Source organism: Synechococcus sp. W55.2 (assembly GCF_047461635.1).
In the GTDB taxonomy this organism is placed as follows: domain Bacteria; phylum Cyanobacteriota; class Cyanobacteriia; order Thermostichales; family Thermostichaceae; genus Thermostichus.
On sequence record NZ_JANSHM010000039.1, the window covers coordinates 1 to 21,556 of the forward strand.

Below are 21,556 nucleotides of genomic sequence, written 5' to 3' on the forward strand. Positions count from 1 at the left end.
ATCTTGTTGCTTGGGTGGTTTTTTCTCTACGCAAATCTGGATGTAGTAGGAGCCATCTTTGCGCTTGACCAGGGTGGTAGCTTTTGGGTTGGAACCAGCCAGCATCCCACGCTGGTAGTTACCAATGGCTAGCTCAAAGCGTTCTCTCCCTTCAACCGTGGTCAGCGACACCGTCCAGTCTTTCTCGCGGAATGAAAAGATACGCGCGTCGTAGGTAACGAACCTACGCTTGAACTCTTTAACCGGACGGTTGCGCTGTCTCGCCACTTTGCGGGCACCGGCCATCCGTCTGCAGACCTGCTGAGCCAAGTTACTGGACAAGCCGAACCGGGCACGGATTTCGCGGTAGCACAGAGATTGAAGTTTAACGGCGTTGGTGACTTTCTCGGGCGTGTTTTGGTTGACCCAGTTCAACGCCTGCACAAAGGCATCCAAGGTCGCGTCCAACTTTGCGGCCTGCGACTGGGACACCTTGAGCTTACAGGAGACGGTCAGGACTTGGGTCATGGTTCTATCGTAACTTCCGCATTCCTCCCGACACTGACCCTACGGGTACAGTGCGGGGCTCCTGCGATTTCTAGCTGAGATGACCTTGAGAGTTTTGGACTAGAGCTGGGTGGAGCTCTCCTAAGACTAGGTAGCCCGTAGCTGCACCGGCATAACCAAATAACAGAGCCGCATTGCCCCAAGGGGCTTCCAGATGGCCGGCTGCGTGGCGCCGTTTAGCTCCAGGCTCACCTGCTGCGTATGAAACACCCTGAGGGCATCCAGCAGGTAACGCACATTGAAGGCCAGCTCCAGGTCAGGACCAGACATCTGCACTGGCAACGATTCCTCGCCACTGCCCACATCGGGCGCCTCGGTGCTGATGCGCAGGGTTTGGGTTGCGGCAGAAAGATTGAACTTGACGATGTCGTTTCTTTGGGCAGCAAGTACTCCCACCCGCTCCAGCGACTCCATCAAGGGCCGACGCTCCAGGGTTACCTGCCGCTCAAATTGCCTGGGAATTAGGCGGTTGTAGTCGGGATATTGGCCCTCCAAAAGGCGGCTGGTGATCCGCTGTTGGCACTGCGTTTTGCTGGCGCGAGGAGGCAGCACAAACTGCACCTGGGATCGGTCAAACCGCAATTCCACCGTAGAGGCCGCGGTCTGGGTGCCGAGGATGCGCTCCACCTCTCGCAAAGTGCGAGCGGGAATGGTGAAATCCAACCCCATTCCCGTATTGGCCGAAGCAACCGGGATCCCTTCGGCCTCCACCTGCACCATCGCCAGACGGTGCCCATCGGTGGCTGCAAACTCCAGGCAAGGGGGATCCCCCGCCAAGAGCTTGACATGCACTCCTGTGAGCACCTGCTTGGTCTCATCTCCAGAGGCCGCAAAAAGGGTTTGGCCGATCCCTTGCAACAGGCTCTCGATGGGCAGCTCCAGGGCCTGAGCTGTTGGGCTTTCCTCCCCCACAAAATCGCCATCTGCGTCGGCGGTGCGGAGCGATATTTCCGGTAGGGTGGGGTACTCTTCAGCCGACATGCTGCGCACTTGGTACTGGCCGGCTGCCGACATGAGAATCACAGGGGCACTCTCCTGGGCTTGGCTGCTCGCGTCAAGAGTCACTGGGCCGCTGGGCAGACGGCTAACGATGTCGCTGAGCAGCTTGGCCGGCAGGGTGGTGCGACCGGATCCCCTGACCTGAGCCTCGAACTCGCTGCGAATGCACAAGTTCAAGTCAAAGGCGGTCAAAGCAACCCGCTGAGTTTCCGCGTCGGCCTCCACCAACACATTGGCCAAAACGGGCAGGGCGGGGCGGCTGGCCACAGCCCGTCCAACGGAAGCGAGGTGGTGGCTGAGATCGGCTTGCTCGCAGGTGAAGCTGAAACCCTCCGGAGACGAGTCCACGGCCCCGTCAAGGTATCCCTCCCCACGCTGAGGAGCTGCAGTCTTGCTGCTGCGCAACACTGCCGCAAATGACTCGGCCTCGAGTTCTCGATCCACAGGACGTTGAGCTTGCACCATGGGGGGCACTTAAGGGCTGCACACGCAGATCCTACACCGACTGCCCCGGTTGGATCCCTCCCCTTGCGGTCGAGTTTTGGAAAATTTGCCTCGCGCGTAGGACAGATCTGAAATTTCGACCCCTGCCTAATTTAATTTTTTGATCTAGTAGTAGTAGGGGCTGTGGAAACTGTGGAAAGTGATCGTCAACATCTTGCGCCATGAGCTTTTGAGCTTATTCCCCACCTGTGGAAAAACTGTGGATAACTTGGCCACTTTTCCACAGAGTATTTATACCTGTTAATAACTTGGGGGGTTTTTCCACAGGTTTTCCACAAATTTTTCAGGTTTTTCCACAGGTTTTCCACAGGCTAATGTTGTGATTTCCTGACAAATTCATAAAAATTAACACACAGTCAGTGTAGGATCCCGTAATGTAGTGAGTCCTCCCCCTAGATATGGCCAGGAACTCCATCGGAGGTGGGGCGGGCTTCGCTGGATTTCCACAGGTTTTCCACAGGCTGTCGAAGAAAGCCTGGGATATTGCTCTGGGATTGTCGGCCTTGCCTGGCCACCTGTGAGCTGACACGGGATTTTTGGCAAGACCCCAGAGGAGCGGGAAAGCGCTCTGCGCACCAGAAGCGGCAAAGGAGGTCAGGATGAGGATGGGACAGCGCCTGACCCAAAATTGGGCTGCTGCAGGAGCAAGTCGCAATAGGGATGCGGTCTAGAGTCCGTACCCGCGAAGGGCCAGGCGTAGGTCAACGGGATCCGTTTTGGTGATGGCGGGAGCGCAGCACGATCACGTCAGAAAGCTGGCGCAGTTGACTTTGAACCTGGGTGAGCTGTTTTTTATCACGTACATCGATACAGAGATCGATCAAGGCGGTGCGGTTGGCAAAAGTTTGTACCTTGGCATTGCGAACATTGATACCTTGATCCGATAGGCGGGAAAGGATGTCCCGCAGCACCCCGACGCGGTCGATAACCTCCAGATGCAGTTCTACCGGGTAGATCTGGGTGCTCTGCCGCAGTTGCTCTTCGTTCCAGCGTACTGGCACCAGGCGTTCCCCCGAAACCTGAGCCACCCGTGGACAGTCCTGATGGTGGATACTAATACCCTTAAAGCGGGTGACTACGCCCAAAATCGGATCCCCCGGCAGCGGATTACAACACTTGGCCAACTGGTGTTTCAGACCCTCCACCCCCAGAATGGGAGATTGGGATTTGATAGAACTGGGAGCCGCAGAAGCCCGTGGCAACAACAGCTTGGATCCCTCAAGCGATTCCTCCTCTGTGGGAGCAGATACTGCCGGCCTGCTGACCTCCTGCAGCCGATGGATCACCAGCGTGGGGGTTGTCTCACCATAACCCAGAGCGGCCAACAAATCCTCTACACTGGCGTAGTTGAGCTTTTCGGCTACCTTCTGCATCCGCTCTGATTTGAGCAGGGCATCAAAGCCCGTTTTGCCCAGCTCCCGCTCCAGCAAATGCCGGCCCCGCGCGATGTTTTGCTCGCGATTGGAGCGCTTAAACCATTGGCGAATGCGATTGCGGGCAGAGCTGGTGGCAACGAAATTGATCCAGTCCAGGCTGGGATGGGCATTTTTGTGCGTGATGATCTGCACAATGTCGCCGTTGCGCAGGCGGGTATCCAGGGGCACGATCTTGTTGTTTACCCGCGCTCCTGCACAGTGATCCCCAATTTCGGAGTGGATGCGATAGGCGAAGTCCACCGGACAGGATCCCTGGGGCAGGGCCAGCAAGTCCCCCTTGGGCGTGAAAACGTAAACCTCGCTCTCAAACAGATTCTCGCGAAGGGTGTCCAGATACTCTTTGTCGTCTTTGAGGTCGTTTTGCCACTCCAAGAGCTGCCGCAGCCAGGTGAAGCGCTCCTCGTCCGCCTTGACAGTGGTGCTGCCGGCCTCCTTGTACTTCCAGTGGGCGGCGATCCCGTACTCAGCCACGCGGTGCATCTCTTCGGTACGAATCTGCACCTCCACCGGTCGTCCCTGCAGGCCGATCACTGCCGTGTGCAAAGATTGGTAACGATTGGCCTTGGGCAGACCAATGTAGTCTTTGAAACGCCCAGGGATGGGGCGAAAGCAGTTGTGAACGACTGCCAGCACCCGATAGCACTCGCTGTTGGTATGCACGATTACCCGCACTGCCGAGAGATCGTAAATCTCGTGAAATTCTTTGTGCTGCTGCTGCATCTTGCGATAGATGCTGTACAAATGTTTGGGCCGTCCGCTGATCTCAAAGCGTTCCAGTCCCGCTTGAAGAAGGTTCTGCCGCAGCTCTTCAATAAAAGCTTGAATCTCTGCCTCTCGCTCGGCGCGCTTGGCATTGACCAATTCCTGAATCTTCCGGTAAGCTTCGTAGTCCAGATACTTAAAAGCCAGGTCCTCCAGTTCCCATTTGAAATGCCAGATCCCCAGCCGGTTGGCCAAAGGGGCGAAAATTTCCATTGTTTCGGCTGCAATTTGCCGTTGCTTACTGGGGGAGAGATACTGCAGCGTGCGCATGTTGTGTAAGCGATCCGCCAGCTTGACCACGATGACTCGAATGTCTTTGGCCATGGCCACAAACATGCGGCGGAAATTTTCCGCTTGCTGCTCGGTTTTGCTGGAGAAATTGAACTTGGAGAGTTTGGTAACCCCCTCCACCAGTAGGCGAACTTCAGAGCCAAATTCGGCTTCCAGGGCTTCTGGGGTAACTTCTGTATCCTCAATAACATCGTGCAAAAGGCCCGCTGCCACCGTCACCGCATCCCCCCCCAGCTCCCGCAGGAGAGTGGCCACGGCTACCGGATGGGCAATGTAGGGATCCCCTGATTTGCGTTTTTGGCCCTGATGCAAACAATAGGAAAACTCAAAGGCACGGCGCAGCAGATCGGCTTCTTCAGCCGTGTAGGGTCGCAGCCCATCGCCGGGATCCTCGGCACCGGAAAGCAGAGCACGCAGCCACCCTGGCACCTCAAAACCGAGGCTATTCAGGTCGAGACCTCCATCTGAGGTGGCAATGACAGCCGTCTGACCCATGCGAACCCGGCGAAAAGGGATGTTTGATTACTGACTATAGTTCATCCAGCTTAACCGCCGACAGATCAAGAGGGAAAAAACGGGTGGAATAGAAAGAAGCATTGGCTGTCTGCCAACGCCGACCGCTTGCCATCCTCGGCAGATCGAGAGTCAGTCTTCGCTCCACTCCTCGCAGTTGCCGATTAAATCGCAGAGAGGATCCGAGGGGCAGTAGTCTTGCAGCTCCAGCTCTTGGGCAATCGCCTGCCACTCCCGCTGGGGGAAGAAGGGTTGCAGGTGGGCAATGGCTTCGGAGCGGCGCAAGACCCCCTGCCGGACAAGGCGACGAGCTTCCTCCTGGATGGCCTCAACCGCATAGTGGGTGGCTTGTAAAGTGGGCATAGCTTAACCTACACGTGGAATGGATGGGACGCGCCGAAGGGTCAGGGAAAATCTTGCCTCGCTACCCCCATCATAGAACTTGGTCTCGTTTCGTAGCAAGAGATACAAGTTTGTATTGCAGGCAACCTTAAGGCCCGCTTAAAAGCCCAAGCCATCGGCTCCTGCGGTCACTATGCCTTTTTCTGGGTTCAGAGTGACGATAGATCCATCCCGGATTAAGCGGGTAGCATCCTTGACCCCCACCAGCACCGGCACCCCCAGCCGCAGGCCAATGACTGCTGCATGAGAGGAGGCTCCCTCTTCTTCGGTAATCACGCCGGCTGCCTGTTTGATCGCCTCCACATAGTTGGCGTCGGTGGATTGGGCAACCAAAATGTCTCCGGCGGTGATTTTGCCGGCATCGAGGCTGGATCTCAAGATGCGGGCCGGGCCGCTGACAATGCCTTTGCCAAACCCTTTGCCTTGAGCCACCACCGCTTTCACCACATCCACCTTGATCAGATCGGTGGATCCCGCAACGCCTGGCAGGGTTCCTGCACTGAGCACCACCAAGTCGCCATCCTTGAGCAAGCCATCTTCCTGAGCCAAGCTGATGGCCGCTTGAAAGGTCTGGCGGGTGGTGGCCAAATCCATAACCAACAGCGGATGTACCCCCCAAACCAACTGCAGCCGCCGTGCCACTTCCACATGGGGGGTTACGGCTAGGATGGGAGTGCGGGGGCGAAACTTAGAGACATTGCGAGCAGTAGCCCCTGTTTTGGTCAGGGTCATCACGGCTACAGCATCCAACTCTTGGGCGATCTCCCCCACGGCGCGGCTGATCGAGTCGGTGATCAGGGTTTTGGGCCGCATTCCAGCAGGACTGTTGCCGTTGTTTTGGCTCAGCTCCTGCATGGCAAGGGTGCGAAGGCGTTGTCGTCGGTCGGCGGAGGTCAGGTCAAAGTAATCGCGCTCGGTGCGCACGGCAATGCGGGCCATGGTGGCAACGGCCTCGACAGGGTATTTGCCCACAGCCGTCTCGTTGGAGAGCATGACGGCATCGGTGCCATCCAAAATGGCGTTGGCCACATCGGAGATTTCGGCACGGGTGGGTCGGGGGCTGTGCACCATGCTGTCCAGCATTTGGGTGGCCGTAATCACCGGGATCCCTAGGGAGTTGGCCAGGGCGATCACCCGCTTCTGCAGGATCGGCACCTCTTCCGCAGGCAGCTCTACCCCCAGATCTCCCCGCGCCACCATCACACCGTCGCTGAGGGCCAAAATCTGGGGCAGCTGTTCAATGGCCTCGTGTTTCTCGATCTTGACGATGATGGGTACCCGCTTGTCGGCTGAGCCGGAAGAAGGCCGTTTGGCAGAGGCGATGAGCTCCCGCAGCTCCAGCACATCAGAGGGATCCCGCACAAAGCTGAGGGCCACCCAATCCACCCCTTGGTTGAGGCCGAAGTAGAGATCTTCTTTATCCTTTGGAGTCACGGCGCGGATGCTCAGGCGCACACCGGGGAAATTGACCCCCTTGTTGTTGGAAAGGGTACCCCCGACAATGGTGCGGCAGAAGAGTTCGCCCGCTTCCGGATCCACGGCTTCCACCCGCATCTCCACTCGACCGTCGTCGATGAGGATCGTCGCTCCTTCGGGCACTTCTTGGGCCAGCTTGTCGTAGGTGACCCAGCTGCGCTCTTGGGATCCCAAGACAGGTTTGCTGGTCAACACAAAGGGATCCCCAGCCTTGAGGGTGATCGAGCCTTCGGCGAACTTGCCCAAGCGGATTTTCGGCCCCTGTAGGTCTTGCAAAATGGCGACCTGGATGCCCAGATCCATCGCGGTTTGGCGGATCAGGCGAATGCTGCGGCGGTGTAGCTCGTGATCCCCATGGGAGAAGTTCAGGCGAAGGGTGGTTGCCCCTTGCAGGATCATCTCCCTGAGAATGGCTGGATTTGAGCTGGCAGGGCCGATGGTGGCAACAATTTTGGTGCGTCGAAAAGAATCCCTCAAATGCATGTCCACTGTTCCCAAGGGAGAGCAGCCCAGATCCTTCCCCCACATAGGGATCTCTCTGATTACGATAACCCGTTATGTCTTTTTTGAGGCACCGCTTTTTTAAAATCCCCAGCGAGAGAGGATGGGAAAATAGGCAAAGCAGAGTGTAGAGATCCATCTGGAGTCGAGCGATGCCGGTTGCCCCCGAATACGCCTTCCCCTTCGAGCACCATCAGAAGTTCTCTCTGGATAACCCCACTATCTCCAGCCCAGGGGTTTCCAAGCGGGAATACATAGCCAGCAGAGTACTGCAGGGTATCGTGAGCAATCCCCAGACTCCCGTCGGCGATTTGTCTCCTGAGCAACGACAGGCTTTGGTCTATACGGCGGTGTTGTTGGCAGATGATTTGTTGGCGGCCCTCGGCGCTCAGTAGAGAGGTTCTTGAGATTGCAGCGCACCCTCTTGGGGTGAGGTTTAGGCCGAGGTTGACCGTTCGCGGCGGGGGGCCGTAGGCTCTGCTACTACATACGCCGCAGCCGTTGAGTCAACTCTTCCCCCAAGCGCATCCATTCTGCCATCCCTTCGGGATTCACCTGTCGGTCATCCTGCCAGAGAATGAGGTGGGCGCCGGCCCCTTCGGCACAATAGTTGGGATATTGCTCCAAAAAACTGAGGACGCCGGGATGAAAACGTAGCCGAACTTGAGCTTCATCCTGTCCTCGCAAGAGATAGCTCCGAGAAAACTTAGGGTGGCTCTCGAAGTTGATATCTTGCATGCCAAAGGCTTTGGCGATGCCGTGGAAAAAGGCATTTTCGGGGTGCAGCCGAAAACGCGGCAGATGAAGATCCTCGTGATAGGCGTAGAAGACGGACTGGCGATAAGTGCTGGAACTCTTGCCACTGCCGCGGGTGTATTGGTAATCAAAAACGGTAATCTCAGTGCCATCGATCAGCCGCTTGGACATCGAATTATAGAAACGCCGCCTATGGCCTCGTTCAAACAGTCCAAAGCCTGCTTGCAACAAGCGAGATCGAATCTCTTCAGGCAACTGGGCAGAAAAGCGCATTCCTAGCTGTGCAGCTACCCGCTCCAGAGCTTCTCGACGTTTCTTGTCTTGATAAAAGGCCAGGGCTAACATCCCGACCGCCAGAGCTAAAAACAGGATAAAAATAAGCCACTCCATACCGTCTCCCTCGGCTTAGCCACTGCAGTGCCCATCCCCACAATACCTGAGCGGATCCCCAAAAGGATCCCTGCCTTCGACCATTCAGCCGAGCGGTCTCCTCTTGTCTTTTGTAGAGAAGTGACCCAATACAGCTGAGTGTGTCAAAGTTTGACGAAATTGTAGGGAGCGGTGAAGTTGTTGTAGCGAATGCGCAGCCGCCCCTGGAAGGTCTGGTCTAGCTCCTCTACTTTTTGGGCAAAAACCGGCTCATCTTCCCAATTGATCAAAAACGAGCCGTTGTAGGCCATGTTTTCGGTGAGCAGATCCCCTTCCACGCGGTCGCTGGCCAAGGGGCTGAGGGCTGCTGTAAAGGTCTGGGCAATGCGCTGACGTCGCTGCTCTAAGAGCTGCTCCAGAGCCCGTCCGATCTCGACTACCGCGTCCAGCCCCAGAGGAGCGCCGGCCATTTCGTCTCGCCGAGCTTTGAGGGCAGGGTTTTCCTCTAGCCCCAGCTTGAGCTCCTGCTCGGGATCCCAGAAGACTTTGACTCCCACCTCCCGCTTGCCCTCCAGGCGCTCCAGCAGAGCCAGCAGATCCGCCAAGCGGGGCTGCACCAAGTCCCGTTCCACCTGCTCCCAGCCGCTCACCACCAGGCCAAATTGCAGAGGCAGCAGAGCCCGGTGTCCCTCGTTCATCACTTTTTCCAGCACGGCCTCATGGGCGAGCAAGTTGGCCCGGCTGGCCAGGTAGCGCTCCTGTCGAGCCTGGGAGTACAAGAAGGCCAGGGATCCCAGCCCATGAACCTGCACCGGCTGCTTGTCCAGCCCCACCACACTCAGATGACGCGGGCCAGGGGCAGCGACGATCCCGTAGAGGTAGAGGGCGCTATGGGGATTTGCCGTTGGCATTGCTGCGGGCATCTCCGATCAGCCACGTGAGGTTGGACTCTTCGGTGTCGATGGCATTGCCATCCGAGGAAATGCAGTAGCGACCCATCACCATCTGGTGGCGTAGGGTCACGCCTGCGGCAATCTGGGTGTAGTTAAAAATCAAGCTGCCATCCAGCGTACACCCTTCATTCAACACACATCCGTAGCCAATTGCCGTGGGGCCGATGAGTTTGACCCCGTCCGCCAAATAGCTGCTGGCCCCGATGTAGACCGGTGGCTCGATGTGGATGCGATCCCAGTTGGCGCGGATGTTGATCCCCGTCCATACGCCGGGTTGAATCTGGATCCCAGGCACCTTGACTCCCTTGATCTCGCCGCGCAGCACTTTTTGCACCGCCAGCCAGTAGTCGTGGGTGCGGCCAATGTCCACCCACTGAAAGTCAGCCGTGATCCCATAAAAGGGGGCACCCGCTTTCACCAAGGCCGGGAAGAGATCGCTGCCGATGTCGTAGGGGCAGCCAGGGGGAATGTAGTCGAACACTTCCGGCTCGAAAACATAGATGCCGGTGTTGATGGTGTGGCCGAGGGCCTCTTCCCGCCTAGGCTTTTCTTGGAAAGCAGTGATGCGACCCGTCTCGTCGGTGACTACCACCCCATAGCTGGAGACCTGGCTGGGATCCACCTGCCGCAGGACCACAGTGGCCAGCGCTCCCTTGGATTTGTGGAAGTTGACGATCTGCGTGAGGTTCAGGTCGATCAGGGCATCCCCACAGAGCACCACAAAGGTACTGTCGAAAAATCCGGAGAAATCCTGGATCTTGCGCATACCGCCAGCGGAGCCCAGAGGTTCGGCCACCGGCTGGCCGTTCTCAAAATGGCCTTCGAAGGAAAAGCCGATGTGAACCCCCCATTGCTGCCCATCTCGAAAGTAGTCTTCGATTTGGTGGGCCAAGTGGCTGGTGTTGACCATGATCTGGTCGAAGCCGTGTTCCCGCAGCAGCTCCACCAAAAATTCCATGACAGGCTTGTGCAAAATGGGGATCATCGGCTTCGGCATCATGTAGGTGATGGGCCGTACCCGCGTGCCTTTGCCTGCTGCCAGGATCATGGCTTTCATGCCGTCGTCACTCCTCCGGGCTAACCGTGCTCTGACTTTATCATCCCAGGATCGGCATTCCAGAGAACCGGCGGGGCTTTCAAGAGGCTGGGGAATCGCTGCTGGGATTCCGATCCCCTACAATCAAGGGGGCTTGCTCTTCTGGGCATTTCGCCAAGGGTTTCCCCTGAGCCCCTCGTTTTGCCCCGTCTCTCCTGAGAGTTCCACCCGGCAGACGGGGATCCCAACATTCTTATATCGATTGCTCCCAGCTCAAGTTCAGAACTCAGATCGGCAGAGGAAGATGCTGGATGGCCGTCCCGACAGCCCACCCATCACGATTGCCCTGGCCAAGGGGGCCTTGCTGCCTGAGGCCATTCAATGTCTGCAGCAGGTGGGGATCGATTTTAGTCGTTTTTTGGATCCCGGCAATCGCCTGCTGCGGATTGAATCCCCCACCCGGCTGAACGGACAACGCTACGAAGCGCTGCTGGTGCGCACTCACGATGTGCCGGTGTACGTGGAGTACGGGCAGGCGCAGTTGGGCATTGTCGGCTACGACGTCTTGCGGGAGCGCTATGCCGGCACCGAAGCGCGGGTGGCCCACCTGTTGGATCTCCAATTTGGCCACTGTCGCATGTCGGTGGCCCTTCCCCAAGATAGCCCCTACCACTCGGCAGCTCAGTTGCCTGCTCATGCCCGCGTGGCTTCTAAGTTTGTCGGCTGCGCCCGGGAGTATTTTGACCGCCTGGATTTGCCGGTGGAGCTTATCTCTCTCTATGGTTCGGTGGAGTTGGCCCCCCTCACCGGCATGGCCGATGCCATCGTCGACTTGGTAGCCACAGGGCGCACCCTGAGGGAAAACGGCCTGATTGAGCGAGACTGCCTATTCGAGAGTACAGCTCGCCTGATTGCCCATCCCATCAGCTACCGTGTCAACCAACAGCCTATCCGCGAGTTGATCACCCAGATTCGGGAACGCTGGCTGGGATCCCTGTTGGTGGGTGGCTAATTTTGAGGCACTTCCTCTGAGGGGGATCACGATTGCGTACAATGGGGGCATTCGGGCTTATTTCCCCCAGCAGCGTTCAGATTCAAAAAAGGTTTTTCGAGGTTGATTATGCGGTACCGTCCACTGCTCGCCATCCTGTTGGCGCTTTGTTTGAGCGTCTTTGCTGTTCCGGCTAAGGCTGCCAAGGCGCCGCTGACCTATGACCAGATCCGCAACACCGGCAAGGCCGCCATTTGCCCTTCGGTCTCGGACAACGCCCGGGGCCGTATCGAAGTGCCTAGGGGGGGATCCCTGAAGCTGACGGATGTCTGCTTCCAGCCGGTGCAAATTGAGGTGGAAGAGGAAAAGCGGAACGGCGAGAAAGAGTTCATCAAGGCCAAAAACATCATGATCTCAGCGGCCACTCTGGGGCCGATTAAAGCTGAGGTGACTCCCAAAGACGGTGCGCTGGAGCTCAAAGTGGTGGATGGGATCACCTTTCAGCCGACCACCGGCCAAATGCCCCGCCGCGAGCTGGTGCCGTTTCTGTTTAGCGTGAAAGACTTGGTCGCCACTGCCCAGGGCTCCGCCATTGACCCTTCGACCGATTTTGAAGGGGAGTTCTTGGTGCCCGGCTATCACAGCAGCACCTTCCTCGACCCGCGCGGGCGGGGATCCAACACCGGCTACGACACTGCGGTAGGTCTACAGGCTGCCAAAGATGATTTTGCCACCAACCGCAAGGTGGACGAGGTTTCCCAGGGGAAAATGTCCCTGCGGATTGCTCGCGTGGATGCCAGCACTGGCGAAATGGCGGGATCCTTTGTTAGCATTCAGCCTTCCAGCACCGAGCAAGGGGCGATGGAACCCCACACTGTTCGCATTCAAGGCCTGTTTTACGCCCGCCTGGCGGGAGAGTCTTGAAAGCGCCTGAGGGCAGAGAATAACCCGCCTCAAACCAGGATGGGCAGGGATCCCGGAGATCTCCGCCCGTTTCTGTTGGCTATGTTCTCTGTCCAGGTTGGCCCCTTTTGCCTGTTGGGGAAGTGTGCAGCGATAAAGTCTGGGCCAGATGCCGCCACAGGTTCATTTGCAGATGGCCGATGCCACTAACCTGCCTTTTATGTTGACTCTGGACCCAAGGGGACTCTCAATCTGGACTCAAGGAAGCCCTTTGTGAGTTCCGCTTCAGCCAGTACCGCCACCAGTGCGGATCCGAGTTCTGCTGCGCTCGCTACCCCAAACTGAGCCTCTTTGCCGCAAGATGAGGTTCAGGGCAAAGAGGGAAGTGATGGCCAACTACGACTGGATTCTGATCGGCGGTGGGATTACCGGGGCAGCCCTAAGCTATGAACTGGCCCGCCAGGGGGGATCCGTTCTGCTGATGGAGAAAGATGGAGTGCTGAACGGAGCAACCCGCTACAGCTACGGGGGCTTGGCCCATTGGGCGGGCAAAACGCCGCTGCTCAAAGCTCTGGGGGAAGAAGGGATCCAACGCTACCGCACCCTGTCAGAAGAGCTGGAGGCAGATATTCAATTTCGCGAGCTGGATCTGCTCATGCCCATTGCCCCCGGCTACGATGCAGAGGCCGTTGAGGCGGATCTGGCCGACTGTCGCATCCCACCCCGGCGGATTTCGGTGGCGGCAGCCTGCGAGCTGGAGCCGCTGCTGGATCCGGCCGCTCTGGAAGTAGTCCTCTGGGCTCGGCATGGCCACATCAACCCCTTGTTGACGGCGCTGGCCTTTCAAAAAGCCTTTCAACGATTGGGGGGATCCCTCTTGATCGCAACAGCAACGGCCCTGCGGCGGCAGGGAGCGCGCATCACGGGCGTAGAGTCCGGAGCCGACTGCTACGGAGCAGGCCAGGTGGTGGTGTGCGCCGGCGGCTGGACACGGGCTCTGTTGCGCCAAGCGGGAATCCGGGTGCCCATCTACTACACCCATGCCGAATCCCTGGAGCTGGAGCCCTCGGATTTGCAACTGAAAGCGTTGGTGATGAGCGTGCCCGTGCAACGCTTGGAACTGGAACGACAAGCCGCCCATCCCGATCGGGATCCCCTTTGGGACGAGCCAGGGCACGAGCTTTGCCCGCCGATTCTGGATGCCGGGATCCTGCAATTTGTAGATGGCAGCATTCGCATGGGCCAGATCAGCCGGGTATTGACGGATCCCCGTGCCGAGGTGGATGCAGCCGCCAGCGAAGCCCAGATCCGGGCACAAGCCGGTCGCTACCTGCCCAAGTTGGCCCACCTGCCTGGACGGTGGTATCACTGCTTGGTGGCCTTCAGCGCTGATCACCAGCCTCTGGTGGGATCCCTGCCCGGCTGGGAAGGCTTACAACTGTTTTCCGGCTTCAGCAATCCCCTGCCCATCCTGCCCGCTTTGGCCCGTCGCTTCGCCCAACAAGCCTATGGACAAGCGGATGAATGGATCCCTGCTCTGTCGCCGGCGCGGTTTGCCCAGGTTTTGAGTTGATGCCTTGCCTATTCTCGATGACCATCGCCAACAAGTCTGGAATACGGCTATCCCGTCTGCAGCATAATGAAAGCCGGAAGTTCTCTGCGTCGGATCTATGCCCAACAGCTTGCCCAGCTCCGTCGATCTCAGCCAGAAGCGCATTGTGCTCACAGGGGGCAGCGGCTTTTTGGGCAAACATGTGCTGCAACAGTTGCAGGTGCTGGGGGTAAAGCCGGAGCAGGTGCGCATCCCGCGCTCCCGCACCCAGGATCTGCGCCGTTGGGAAGTCTGCCAAGAGGTGGTGCAAGGGCAAGATATCGTCATCCATTTGGCCGCCCACGTGGGTGGCATCGGCCTCAACCAAGCCAAGCCGGCAGAACTCTTCTACGACAACCTCATCATGGGATCCCAGCTCATCCACGCCGCCTACCTGGCCGGGGTGGAGAAGTTCGTCTGCGTGGGCACCATCTGCGCCTATCCCAAGTTCACCCCCGTTCCCTTCAAGGAAGAGGAGCTCTGGAACGGCTACCCAGAGGAGACCAACGCCCCCTACGGCATCGCCAAGAAAGCCCTGCTGGTGCAGCTGCAGGCCTACCGGCAGCAGTACGGCTTCAACGGCATCTACCTCCTGCCGGTGAACCTCTACGGCCCCATGGACAACTTCGACCCCGAAAGCTCCCACGTCATCCCAGCCTTGATCCGCAAAGTGCACGAAGCGCAGCAACGGGGCCAAAACTACGTCGAAGTGTGGGGGGATGGCAGCCCCACCCGCGAGTTTTTCTACGCTGAAGATGCGGCCCGCGGCATTGTCATGGCCACCCAGCTTTACGACGGGGCGGATCCCTTGAACCTGGGCACCGGTGAAGAGATCTCCATCCGGGATCTGATTGCCCTCATCTGCGAGCTGATGGAGTTCCGGGGAGAGATCCGTTGGCAAACGGACAAGCCCAATGGCCAACCCCGCCGCTGTCTGGATGTCTCCAAGGCCCGAGAGAGGATGGGTTTTGTGGCCAAAGTCGGCTTGCGGGAAGGGCTGCAGCGCACCATCGACTGGTACCGCCGCCACGCCTGCTCTGGGCAAAGCTAGGCAACCCCTTGGCTCTCCAGCCGGCCATCCTCCATGTGCAGCACCCGATCCGCGATGTCCAGGATGCGGTTGTCGTGGGTCACCATGAGGATGGTGCAGCCCTGCTCCCGCGCCAGCTTCTCCATCAGGGTCACCACCTCGCGGCCCGACTTACTATCTAGGGCTGCCGTGGGCTCGTCCGCCAGCACCAGCTTGGGATGGCTAACCAAGGCGCGGGCAATGGCCACCCGCTGCTTTTGTCCGCCGGAAAGCTGTTCCGGGTAGTAGTGGACGCGATCCCCCAGGCCCACCGCCGCCAGCATTGCTTCTGCTCGCTGCTGGGCTTCCTGAGGAGAGAGGCCGTTGTGCAGCTCCAGGGCCATGCGCACGTTTTGGGCTGCCGTCAGGGATCGCAGCAGGTTATGGGCCTGGAAAATGTACCCGACCTGGCGGCGGATTTGAATGAGAGTACTGGGCTGAGCTCCCCGCAGCTCCTGTCCCAACACCCGCAAGCTGCCCTCCTGCACCGAGCGCAAGGCCCCCAGCAGCGTCAGCAGGGTGGTTTTGCCGGAGCCGGAAGGGCCAGTCAGCAGCACGATCTCCCCTGGCTGCAGGGCAAAGCTAATGTCGAAGAGAATCTGCTTGCGCAGGGATCCCTCGCCGAAATAGTGGTTTACACCTTCGGCTTTCACCACTGGCTCAACGGCATTCTGGGCAGAAGCAAGGGCAGCTTGATCGAGAAGAGGAGTCAGCATAGGAAACTCAAAATCTCAAAACTTTGCGTTGACAACTCATTGACCACTTAGGCCGTCATTTGGAGCGTTGAGATGAGACCATTTAGAAACCTTTGGCCGGAGAGCGTTGATGAGGATCCCAGAAGTTTTTAGACAGCCTAGCTCAAACCCTTCACCATCCATCCGATCCCCTTTAGCAGACTATTGACTTACCAACGCCCCGGCGCCCTGCCCACAGCCAAAACTCTAGAAAATGTCGGCAGGATCGGCTGCCCGCAGCCGTCGCACGGCAATCGCTCCTGAGATGAAACACATGCTCACCGCCAGCCCCAGCACCAGCACTGCCCGGTTGAAGGTCATGGCAATAGGCAGCAACGTGGCATTGGCCGTCAAATCGTAGAGCAAAACCGACAGGGCAAAGGCAGGAATGTACCCCAAGCCGGCCAGCAGGAGCGCCTCCTGAAATACCACCCCCAGCAGGTAGGTATCGGTATAGCCCATGGCTTTGAGAGTGGCATATTCCGCCAGGTGATCCGACACATCGGTGTAGAGAATTTGATAGACAATCACAATGCCGACAATAAAGCCCATGCCCACCCCCAGGCCGAAAATAAAGCCGATGGCTGTGCCCTCTTCCCAGTAGGTTTGCTCCATATCGATAAACTCCGCCCGTGAGAGCACCCGCACATCTTCCGGCAGCAAAGCTCGCATCTGCCGCACCAAGGGATCCGGATCCACACCCGGCTGGAGTTGCACCACGCCGATATCCACTAGGCCGCGCCCCCGCTGCGGAAAAATGCGCAGGAAATTGAGGTCGCTGGTGAGAATGGTGCCGTCGGCTCCAAAGGTGGCCCCCATCTCAAACAGGCCCCCCACCTGGACGCGGCGGTTTCCCACCTCAGTAACCACCTCTCGCCCGGACTCAAACCACTCTGGGATGGGGCCAAACTCGCTGCGGGAGCGGCGGTCAAAAAGCACCACGTCCGCCTTTTTGATCTCTTCCAGCTTGTCCGGCGTCAGTTCCGGCAAGTCCAACAGATCAGCCGAGGGATCCACTCCTACCACAAAAATGCTGCGGGTACGGCGGGTCTCTGGGTTTTTCCAGAGGGCAAAGCCTACATAGACAGGAGAGATGGCCCGCACCCCCTCAAAGCCCAAAGCCTGATAGAGTCGCCGCTGGGAGAAGGTGTTCATGGCAATCAGGGCGTTGGACTGAGGGCTGACCAGGAAGATCTCTCCCTTCAGGGCCACGTGGAAGCGGATGGCACTTTCCAGCAGGCTGTCTTGGAAGCCCAACTGCATGAACATCAAGATGCAAGCAAAGGCGATGCCCGCCAGGGCCACTAGCAGGCGGATCTTCTCCCGCGTCAGTTGCAGCCAGGCCAACGGGATCCGATGGGCGATAAAAGCCACACTGAACAGGCTGTACATGGGCTGAGCCTACCCCTCGACATCGATGGCCACATTCACCTGCAGGTTGGTCAGGCCAGCCACGCGGGCGCTGCTCTCCGGATCCAGGCGGATATACACCTCTACCACACGGGCATCCACATCGGCAGCTGGGTCGGTGTTGAGCACATCTTTCTTGCCAATTTGCAGGCCAACCCGTTCCACCTGCCCCTGCAACGCTTCCGCCAGCGCGCGGTTGCTGATGGTTGCTCGTTGCCCTGGCCGAACCCGCAGGATGTCCGTCTCGTAGACTTCCGCCACCACCATCATCTGGTCGGTGTTGCCCAGCTCAAGAATGCCCTCGCCGACGGGGATGACCTCTCCAGGGCGGGTGTGGATCTTGAGCACCTGTCCAGCACGGGGAGCGCGGATGAGGGTGCGCTCTAGGCGAGCTTCTGCCAGTTCCAGATTGCGGGCCAGGGATCCCAGTTGGACTTGGGCTTGGGCCAGACTCAGTCCCGCCTCGGCAGCTTGGACTTGGGCTTGGGCATTGAGCAGATCCCGCTCACGGGCCAGGCGCAGTTGGCTCAGGGTGGCTTCGGCAGCCCGCAAGTCCTCCTGTCGTTGCCGCACCAGCAGCCGGCGTTGATCCAGCTCTTGTTGCGAGATTGCTCCTTCCTGCCAGAGCTCCTGAAAGCGGGCCAGATTGGCCTCGGCATCGGCCAGTTCTGCCCGGATACGTTCCACCACCGCTTCCTGGGAGCGGATTTGCATCTGTTGCGGCTCGTCCAGACGGCTGAGGCGGGTGCGTGCCTCTTGGATTTGGGCCTGACTGAAACGGGTCTCGGCCTGCAACCGAGCGCGGGCCTCTTGAAGTTGGGCGGCAGCGTACTCTCGCTCCGCCAACCGCTCGGCGTAGCTTTCCAAGCGGGCCAGCACTTGGCCTGCCACCACGCGATCCCCCTCGGCCACCAGCAGCTCTCCCAGCCGTTCTCCGGGGGAACCGGCAATGCGCAGCACTTCCCCCTCCGGCTCCAGGCGACCCAAAGCACCAACTTGCGGAGGCAGCCGCGTTTCCACCGTTGCCTCTGCACTTGCCGATACCGATTGTGTGGCTCCCTGCTGGCTCAACCCCAGCCATGCTAGACCGGCACAACCAAGCAGCCCGACTCCTGCCAGCGACCAAAGCGCTCGTGGGTTCATGGCCTTTTACCCGCTGTGGCTTTGCAGACGACAAACGCCGCCTCTTTTTCTTAAATAAGCGTAAAGTTTTTGGGATGAAAATGTCCAGCTGTATTCTGTGTTGCTTGTGCTCACCGTATTTTCACCCCCTGTGGGTTCCCCAAGGTGCCGGCAGATCACGGCAACCGGTGGGGCGCAGCCTACCTAGCTCTGGGGATTCCTGATATGATGTGGCCTGTTCGAACCTGTTTGTAGTCAGCAGAACGCAGTCCTTTTTTTGGAGTGTGGCGGTTTTAGGAGTGGGGTGGAGTTGCGATGGTGGAGACACTTGGAGGAGGGGATCCCATCCCGCCGTTGCCGGTTCGGTCTCAGCCTCCGCCCCTGCATTTGGATCCCCTAGATCCCTTGCTTTCCACCTATCACTTTGTGGGCATTGGTGGAGTGGGGATGTCGGCCCTGGCCTATATCCTGGCTAAACAAGGGTTTCGCGTTTCCGGATCCGACATTGTCGCCAATGGCCGTACCCGCCGCCTGGAAGCTTTGGGGGTGCGCTTCTTTCAGGGCCACAGCTCGGAGGGATTGGTCGGGGATCCCCAGGTGGTCTATTCCAGCGCCATTCGCCCCACCAATCCAGAATTGGCTGCTGCCCTGGGCAAGGGATTGACGGTTTGGCACCGGGCAGACTTGTTGGCGGCTCTGTTTAACCGTCGCTCTGGCATTGGGGTGGCCGGCACTCACGGCAAAACCACCACCAGCAGCATGATCGGCTATGTGTTGCTCTCGGCGGGCTGGGATCCCACCTTGATTATCGGCGGGGAAGTGGATGCCTGGGATGGCAATGCCCGTCTGGGCAAGGGGGAGTATTGGGTGGCCGAGGTGGATGAGTCGGATGGATCCCTGGTGCGGCTCTATCCCAAGATTGGGGTGATCACCAATATCGAGCTGGATCACCCCGATCACTACGCCGATTTGGGGCAGGTGATCCGGGCTTTTCAACAGTATGGGCAGCAAAGCCAAACCCTGGTGGCCTGTCTGGACTGTCCCAACGTGGCGGCTCACCTGAGGGTGGATGTGGGCTACAGCCTGACCGGTCATCCCCAAGCCCAGTACCAAGCTCGCCAAATCCTCTACACTGCCAGTTTCACCTGCGCCGAGATTTGGGAAAGGGGATCCCTGCTCGGCCAGCTCCAGTTGCAGGTGCTGGGATCCCATAACCTCAGCAATGCCCTGGCGGCGGTCGCCGTGGGGCGGCAGTTGGGCTTGGAGTTTGCGGTGATTGCCTCGGCTCTGGCCGAGTTTCGAGGGGTGCAGCGGCGATTTGAAGTCAAAGGCGAGGTGGAAGAAGTCACCTTTATCGACGACTATGCCCACCATCCCAGCGAGATTCGGGCCACTCTGCAGGCAGCCCGTCTGCAACAGCGGCGGGTGGTGGCCGTATTTCAGCCTCATCGCCACAGCCGTTTGGCTGCCTTGTTCCAGGATTTTGCCCGCTGCTTTGGGGAGGCGGACGTGGTGGTGATCGTGCCCACGTATGGGGCAGGAGAGCCGGCGCCTGAGCGTTCCGACAGCTTGCGCTTGGCCGTGGCGGTGGCGGAGCACCACCCCCATGTGCGCTATGTGTTGTCTTTGCCGCAATTGCCGGGAGTGCTGACGTCTGTTTTGCAGCCTGGAGATCTCGCCGTTTTTTTGGGCGCAGGCGATCTGAATCAGCAGATAGCCGCTACGATGCGGGCATATGCGGCTCAGGTGAGGGAACAGCCTGGGCAAGCCAAAAATCCAAACTTCAGCTGAAAAGATAGCTGCTTCTGAGGTATTGAATCATGACGACGGCTCCGGTGGTGCCTCAGCGGGACGGTTCCTGTGAGTCTGAGGCGGCAAGTCTTACCGCTGAAGACAGGCTTCTCCCCCGCGGGCCGGCGGCTCTGCTATCTGGACGAATTCAATCGGGGATCCCGTTGGCTCCTCTGACCACCTTTCGCGTGGGCGGCAAAGCGGAGTGGTATTGTGAGCCCCGTAGCCATCTGGAGCTGCAGCAGTGTTTGGCTTGGGCGCGAGCAGAAGGGATCCCCACGACGCTGCTGGGGGCAGGTAGCAATCTGCTCATCAGCGATGCAGGGTTGAAGGGGCTGGTGATCGGCACTCGCCGTTTGCGGGGGATCCAACTGCTGGAAGGGGGGAGAATTTGGGCCGCTGCCGGAGAGCCTTTGGTCAATCTGTCGCGGGCAGCCGCCAAGCAAGGCTGGAGCGGTTTGGAGTGGGCCATCGGGATCCCGGGCACCCTGGGGGGAGCCGTGGTGATGAATGCGGGTGCCCACGGACGCGCCATGGCGGATGTGCTGGTGGAAGTGCAGATTTTGGACGAGGAACAAGAGCCCTGCCGCCTAGAACCTGCCGATCTGCAATTTGGCTATCGCCGCTCTCGCCTACAGGACTCCCCCTGGACGGTGACAGGAGCGACGCTGCAGTTGATCCCAAGCAGGGATCCGTCCCAGGTGCAGTGGGAAACCCAGCGCTACCTCAACCAACGCCTAAGCTCTCAGCCCTATCATTTGCCCAGTTGTGGCAGCGTCTTTCGCAACCCAGAGTCTCACCCTGCCGGCTGGCTCATCGAGCAGGTCGGCTTGAAGGGGTACCGCATCGGTGGGGCCCAAATTTCAGAGCGCCATGCCAACTTCATCCTCAATTGCCATCAGGCGAGTGCCAAGGACATTTACCGCTTGATTCGCTTGGCCCAGGAAAAGGTCTATCAACAATGGTCGGTGCTTTTGGAGCCGGAAGTGCGCATTCTGGGATCCTTTGAGGATTAGAGGAGCATTGGGCAGACAATTTGGACTGTTTTCTTTTGGTGATTTTGATGATTCTGCTCTTAAACTGTTCTTACCGCCTTTTGTAGATGTTCGCCTATCGGCTTATGAGTCAAGATGTAGCCACTTTACGTCGTTTAATTCGACGGCTCAATCAGTCCCACACCACTGCGGAAGAACGCCGCTATTTGGTGGAGATCGGCAGCCTAGCTGCTTTGCTCACCCCGGAAGAGGCTGCCGCTTTGGCCCAAGATCCCAAGCAACTCACCGCCGAGCAGCACTATCGCATTTGGGACTGGGTGCATCGCTGGGAACGGGAGCACCGCCACGAAGATCTGGACTGGGATCCCTCCCTAGACCGACACAACGACTAAGCCTCGAGAGAACT

18 protein-coding genes and 1 pseudogene are annotated in these 21,556 nt (G+C 58.7%); 8 read left to right on the forward strand and 11 right to left on the reverse strand.

Going from position 1 to position 21,556, the window contains the following annotated elements; all coding sequences use genetic code 11:
• The 5 genes and pseudogenes from NW828_RS08885 to pyk form a co-directional block, all read right to left on the reverse strand.
• Window positions 1-507 (reverse strand): annotated as a pseudogene (locus NW828_RS08885) (RNA-guided endonuclease TnpB family protein); the annotation flags it as partial.
• 126 nt (window positions 508-633) lie between these two features.
• The gene (gene dnaN, locus NW828_RS08890; RefSeq protein WP_414383309.1) at window positions 634-2,010 is read right to left on the reverse strand and encodes a DNA polymerase III subunit beta; all 1,377 of its coding nucleotides are present in this window, start codon (window positions 2,008-2,010) and stop codon (window positions 634-636) included.
• Between the two features lie 740 nt (window positions 2,011-2,750).
• Window positions 2,751-5,033: a RelA/SpoT family protein gene (locus tag NW828_RS08895; RefSeq protein WP_414383312.1), complete on the reverse strand. Its 2,283-nt coding sequence runs from the start codon at window positions 5,031-5,033 to the stop codon at window positions 2,751-2,753.
• A 150-nt stretch (window positions 5,034-5,183) separates the two neighbouring features.
• Entirely contained in the window at window positions 5,184-5,414 is a 231-nt protein-coding gene (locus NW828_RS08900) for a DUF4327 family protein (protein WP_414330443.1), read from the reverse strand.
• Window positions 5,415-5,552: 138 nt separating this feature from the next.
• Window positions 5,553-7,412 carry a pyruvate kinase gene (gene pyk / locus NW828_RS08905; RefSeq protein ID WP_414383314.1) on the reverse strand — a complete coding sequence of 620 codons (1,860 nt, stop codon included), beginning with the start codon at window positions 7,410-7,412 and terminating at the stop codon, window positions 5,553-5,555.
• A 170-nt stretch (window positions 7,413-7,582) separates the two neighbouring features.
• Between pyk and NW828_RS08910 the strand changes: the two genes are divergently transcribed.
• Entirely contained in the window at window positions 7,583-7,825 is a 243-nt protein-coding gene (locus NW828_RS08910) for a hypothetical protein (protein WP_414351871.1), read from the forward strand.
• An 88-nt stretch (window positions 7,826-7,913) separates the two neighbouring features.
• On the opposite strand, the gene NW828_RS08915 is transcribed toward NW828_RS08910, so the two are convergent.
• From NW828_RS08915 to NW828_RS08925, 3 genes are all read right to left on the reverse strand, one after another.
• Window positions 7,914-8,576, reverse strand: coding sequence for a hypothetical protein (locus NW828_RS08915; RefSeq protein ID WP_414383316.1), 663 nt, complete (start codon window positions 8,574-8,576; stop codon window positions 7,914-7,916).
• Between the two features lie 143 nt (window positions 8,577-8,719).
• Window positions 8,720-9,466, reverse strand: coding sequence for a GvpL/GvpF family gas vesicle protein (locus NW828_RS08920; protein ID WP_011433160.1), 747 nt, complete (start codon window positions 9,464-9,466; stop codon window positions 8,720-8,722).
• A complete protein-coding gene (locus NW828_RS08925) occupies window positions 9,444-10,565 on the reverse strand; it encodes a sugar phosphate nucleotidyltransferase (RefSeq protein ID WP_414329069.1) in 1,122 nt (373 codons plus the stop codon). Before NW828_RS08925 ends, NW828_RS08920 begins: the two co-directional genes overlap by 23 nt.
• A 283-nt stretch (window positions 10,566-10,848) precedes the next feature.
• Between NW828_RS08925 and hisG the strand changes: the two genes are divergently transcribed.
• From hisG to NW828_RS08945, 4 genes are all read left to right on the forward strand, one after another.
• The gene (gene hisG / locus NW828_RS08930; RefSeq protein ID WP_011433162.1) at window positions 10,849-11,556 is read left to right on the forward strand and encodes an ATP phosphoribosyltransferase; all 708 of its coding nucleotides are present in this window, start codon (window positions 10,849-10,851) and stop codon (window positions 11,554-11,556) included.
• Window positions 11,557-11,664: 108 nt separating this feature from the next.
• Window positions 11,665-12,459 carry a photosystem II manganese-stabilizing polypeptide gene (locus NW828_RS08935; RefSeq protein WP_414383318.1) on the forward strand — a complete coding sequence of 265 codons (795 nt, stop codon included), beginning with the start codon at window positions 11,665-11,667 and terminating at the stop codon, window positions 12,457-12,459.
• A 367-nt stretch (window positions 12,460-12,826) separates the two neighbouring features.
• Window positions 12,827-14,011: an NAD(P)/FAD-dependent oxidoreductase gene (locus NW828_RS08940; RefSeq protein ID WP_414383320.1), complete on the forward strand. Its 1,185-nt coding sequence runs from the start codon at window positions 12,827-12,829 to the stop codon at window positions 14,009-14,011.
• A 97-nt stretch (window positions 14,012-14,108) separates the two neighbouring features.
• Window positions 14,109-15,080 (forward strand): GDP-L-fucose synthase family protein, encoded by a 972-nt coding sequence (locus NW828_RS08945; protein ID WP_414383322.1) that lies wholly within the window; start codon window positions 14,109-14,111, stop codon window positions 15,078-15,080.
• Here the strand turns inward: NW828_RS08945 and NW828_RS08950 are convergent.
• The 3 genes from NW828_RS08950 to NW828_RS08960 all read right to left on the reverse strand — a co-directional run bounded on the left by NW828_RS08950 (window position 15,077) and on the right by NW828_RS08960 (window position 18,385).
• On the reverse strand, window positions 15,077-15,814 hold the full coding sequence (locus tag NW828_RS08950) for a DevA family ABC transporter ATP-binding protein (RefSeq protein ID WP_414383324.1): 738 nt from the start codon (window positions 15,812-15,814) through the stop codon (window positions 15,077-15,079). The genes NW828_RS08945 and NW828_RS08950 overlap by 4 nt on opposite strands.
• A gap of 225 nt (window positions 15,815-16,039) precedes the next feature.
• Window positions 16,040-17,224 (reverse strand): ABC transporter permease DevC, encoded by a 1,185-nt coding sequence (devC, locus tag NW828_RS08955; RefSeq protein ID WP_011433169.1) that lies wholly within the window; start codon window positions 17,222-17,224, stop codon window positions 16,040-16,042.
• A 9-nt stretch (window positions 17,225-17,233) separates the two neighbouring features.
• Window positions 17,234-18,385 (reverse strand): ABC exporter membrane fusion protein, encoded by a 1,152-nt coding sequence (locus NW828_RS08960; RefSeq protein WP_414383326.1) that lies wholly within the window; start codon window positions 18,383-18,385, stop codon window positions 17,234-17,236.
• A gap of 333 nt (window positions 18,386-18,718) precedes the next feature.
• Between NW828_RS08960 and murC the strand changes: the two genes are divergently transcribed.
• The 3 genes from murC (at window position 18,719) to NW828_RS08975 (ending at window position 21,542) form a co-directional block, all read left to right on the forward strand.
• Window positions 18,719-20,155, forward strand: a complete 1,437-nt coding sequence (murC, locus tag NW828_RS08965; protein WP_414383345.1) for a UDP-N-acetylmuramate--L-alanine ligase — start codon at window positions 18,719-18,721, stop codon at window positions 20,153-20,155.
• A 29-nt stretch (window positions 20,156-20,184) separates the two neighbouring features.
• Complete coding sequence (gene murB, locus NW828_RS08970) at window positions 20,185-21,171, forward strand: UDP-N-acetylmuramate dehydrogenase (RefSeq protein ID WP_414383327.1); 987 nt, start codon at window positions 20,185-20,187, stop codon at window positions 21,169-21,171.
• A 104-nt stretch (window positions 21,172-21,275) separates the two neighbouring features.
• A complete protein-coding gene (locus NW828_RS08975; protein WP_041436475.1) occupies window positions 21,276-21,542 on the forward strand; it encodes a hypothetical protein in 267 nt (88 codons plus the stop codon).
• The last annotated feature ends 14 nt before the right edge of the window (window positions 21,543-21,556 follow it).

What these genes read in the sequence shown, in the direction of transcription:
- dnaN (WP_414383309.1), bottom strand. Translation starts at nt 2,010, where the DNA reads ATGGTGCAAGCTCAACGTCCTGTGGATCGAGAACTCGAGGCCGAGTCA.
- NW828_RS08895 (WP_414383312.1), bottom strand. Translation starts at nt 5,033, where the DNA reads ATGGGTCAGACGGCTGTCATTGCCACCTCAGATGGAGGTCTCGACCTG.
- NW828_RS08900 (WP_414330443.1), bottom strand. Translation starts at nt 5,414, where the DNA reads ATGCCCACTTTACAAGCCACCCACTATGCGGTTGAGGCCATCCAGGAG.
- pyk (WP_414383314.1), bottom strand. Translation starts at nt 7,412, where the DNA reads ATGCATTTGAGGGATTCTTTTCGACGCACCAAAATTGTTGCCACCATC.
- NW828_RS08910 (WP_414351871.1), top strand. Translation starts at nt 7,583, where the DNA reads ATGCCGGTTGCCCCCGAATACGCCTTCCCCTTCGAGCACCATCAGAAG.
- NW828_RS08915 (WP_414383316.1), bottom strand. Translation starts at nt 8,576, where the DNA reads ATGGAGTGGCTTATTTTTATCCTGTTTTTAGCTCTGGCGGTCGGGATG.
- NW828_RS08920 (WP_011433160.1), bottom strand. Translation starts at nt 9,466, where the DNA reads ATGCCAACGGCAAATCCCCATAGCGCCCTCTACCTCTACGGGATCGTC.
- NW828_RS08925 (WP_414329069.1), bottom strand. Translation starts at nt 10,565, where the DNA reads ATGAAAGCCATGATCCTGGCAGCAGGCAAAGGCACGCGGGTACGGCCC.
- hisG (WP_011433162.1), top strand. Translation starts at nt 10,849, where the DNA reads ATGCTGGATGGCCGTCCCGACAGCCCACCCATCACGATTGCCCTGGCC.
- NW828_RS08935 (WP_414383318.1), top strand. Translation starts at nt 11,665, where the DNA reads ATGCGGTACCGTCCACTGCTCGCCATCCTGTTGGCGCTTTGTTTGAGC.
- NW828_RS08940 (WP_414383320.1), top strand. Translation starts at nt 12,827, where the DNA reads ATGGCCAACTACGACTGGATTCTGATCGGCGGTGGGATTACCGGGGCA.
- NW828_RS08945 (WP_414383322.1), top strand. Translation starts at nt 14,109, where the DNA reads ATGCCCAACAGCTTGCCCAGCTCCGTCGATCTCAGCCAGAAGCGCATT.
- NW828_RS08950 (WP_414383324.1), bottom strand. Translation starts at nt 15,814, where the DNA reads ATGCTGACTCCTCTTCTCGATCAAGCTGCCCTTGCTTCTGCCCAGAAT.
- devC (WP_011433169.1), bottom strand. Translation starts at nt 17,224, where the DNA reads ATGTACAGCCTGTTCAGTGTGGCTTTTATCGCCCATCGGATCCCGTTG.
- NW828_RS08960 (WP_414383326.1), bottom strand. Translation starts at nt 18,385, where the DNA reads ATGAACCCACGAGCGCTTTGGTCGCTGGCAGGAGTCGGGCTGCTTGGT.
- murB (WP_414383327.1), top strand. Translation starts at nt 20,185, where the DNA reads ATGACGACGGCTCCGGTGGTGCCTCAGCGGGACGGTTCCTGTGAGTCT.
- NW828_RS08975 (WP_041436475.1), top strand. Translation starts at nt 21,276, where the DNA reads ATGAGTCAAGATGTAGCCACTTTACGTCGTTTAATTCGACGGCTCAAT.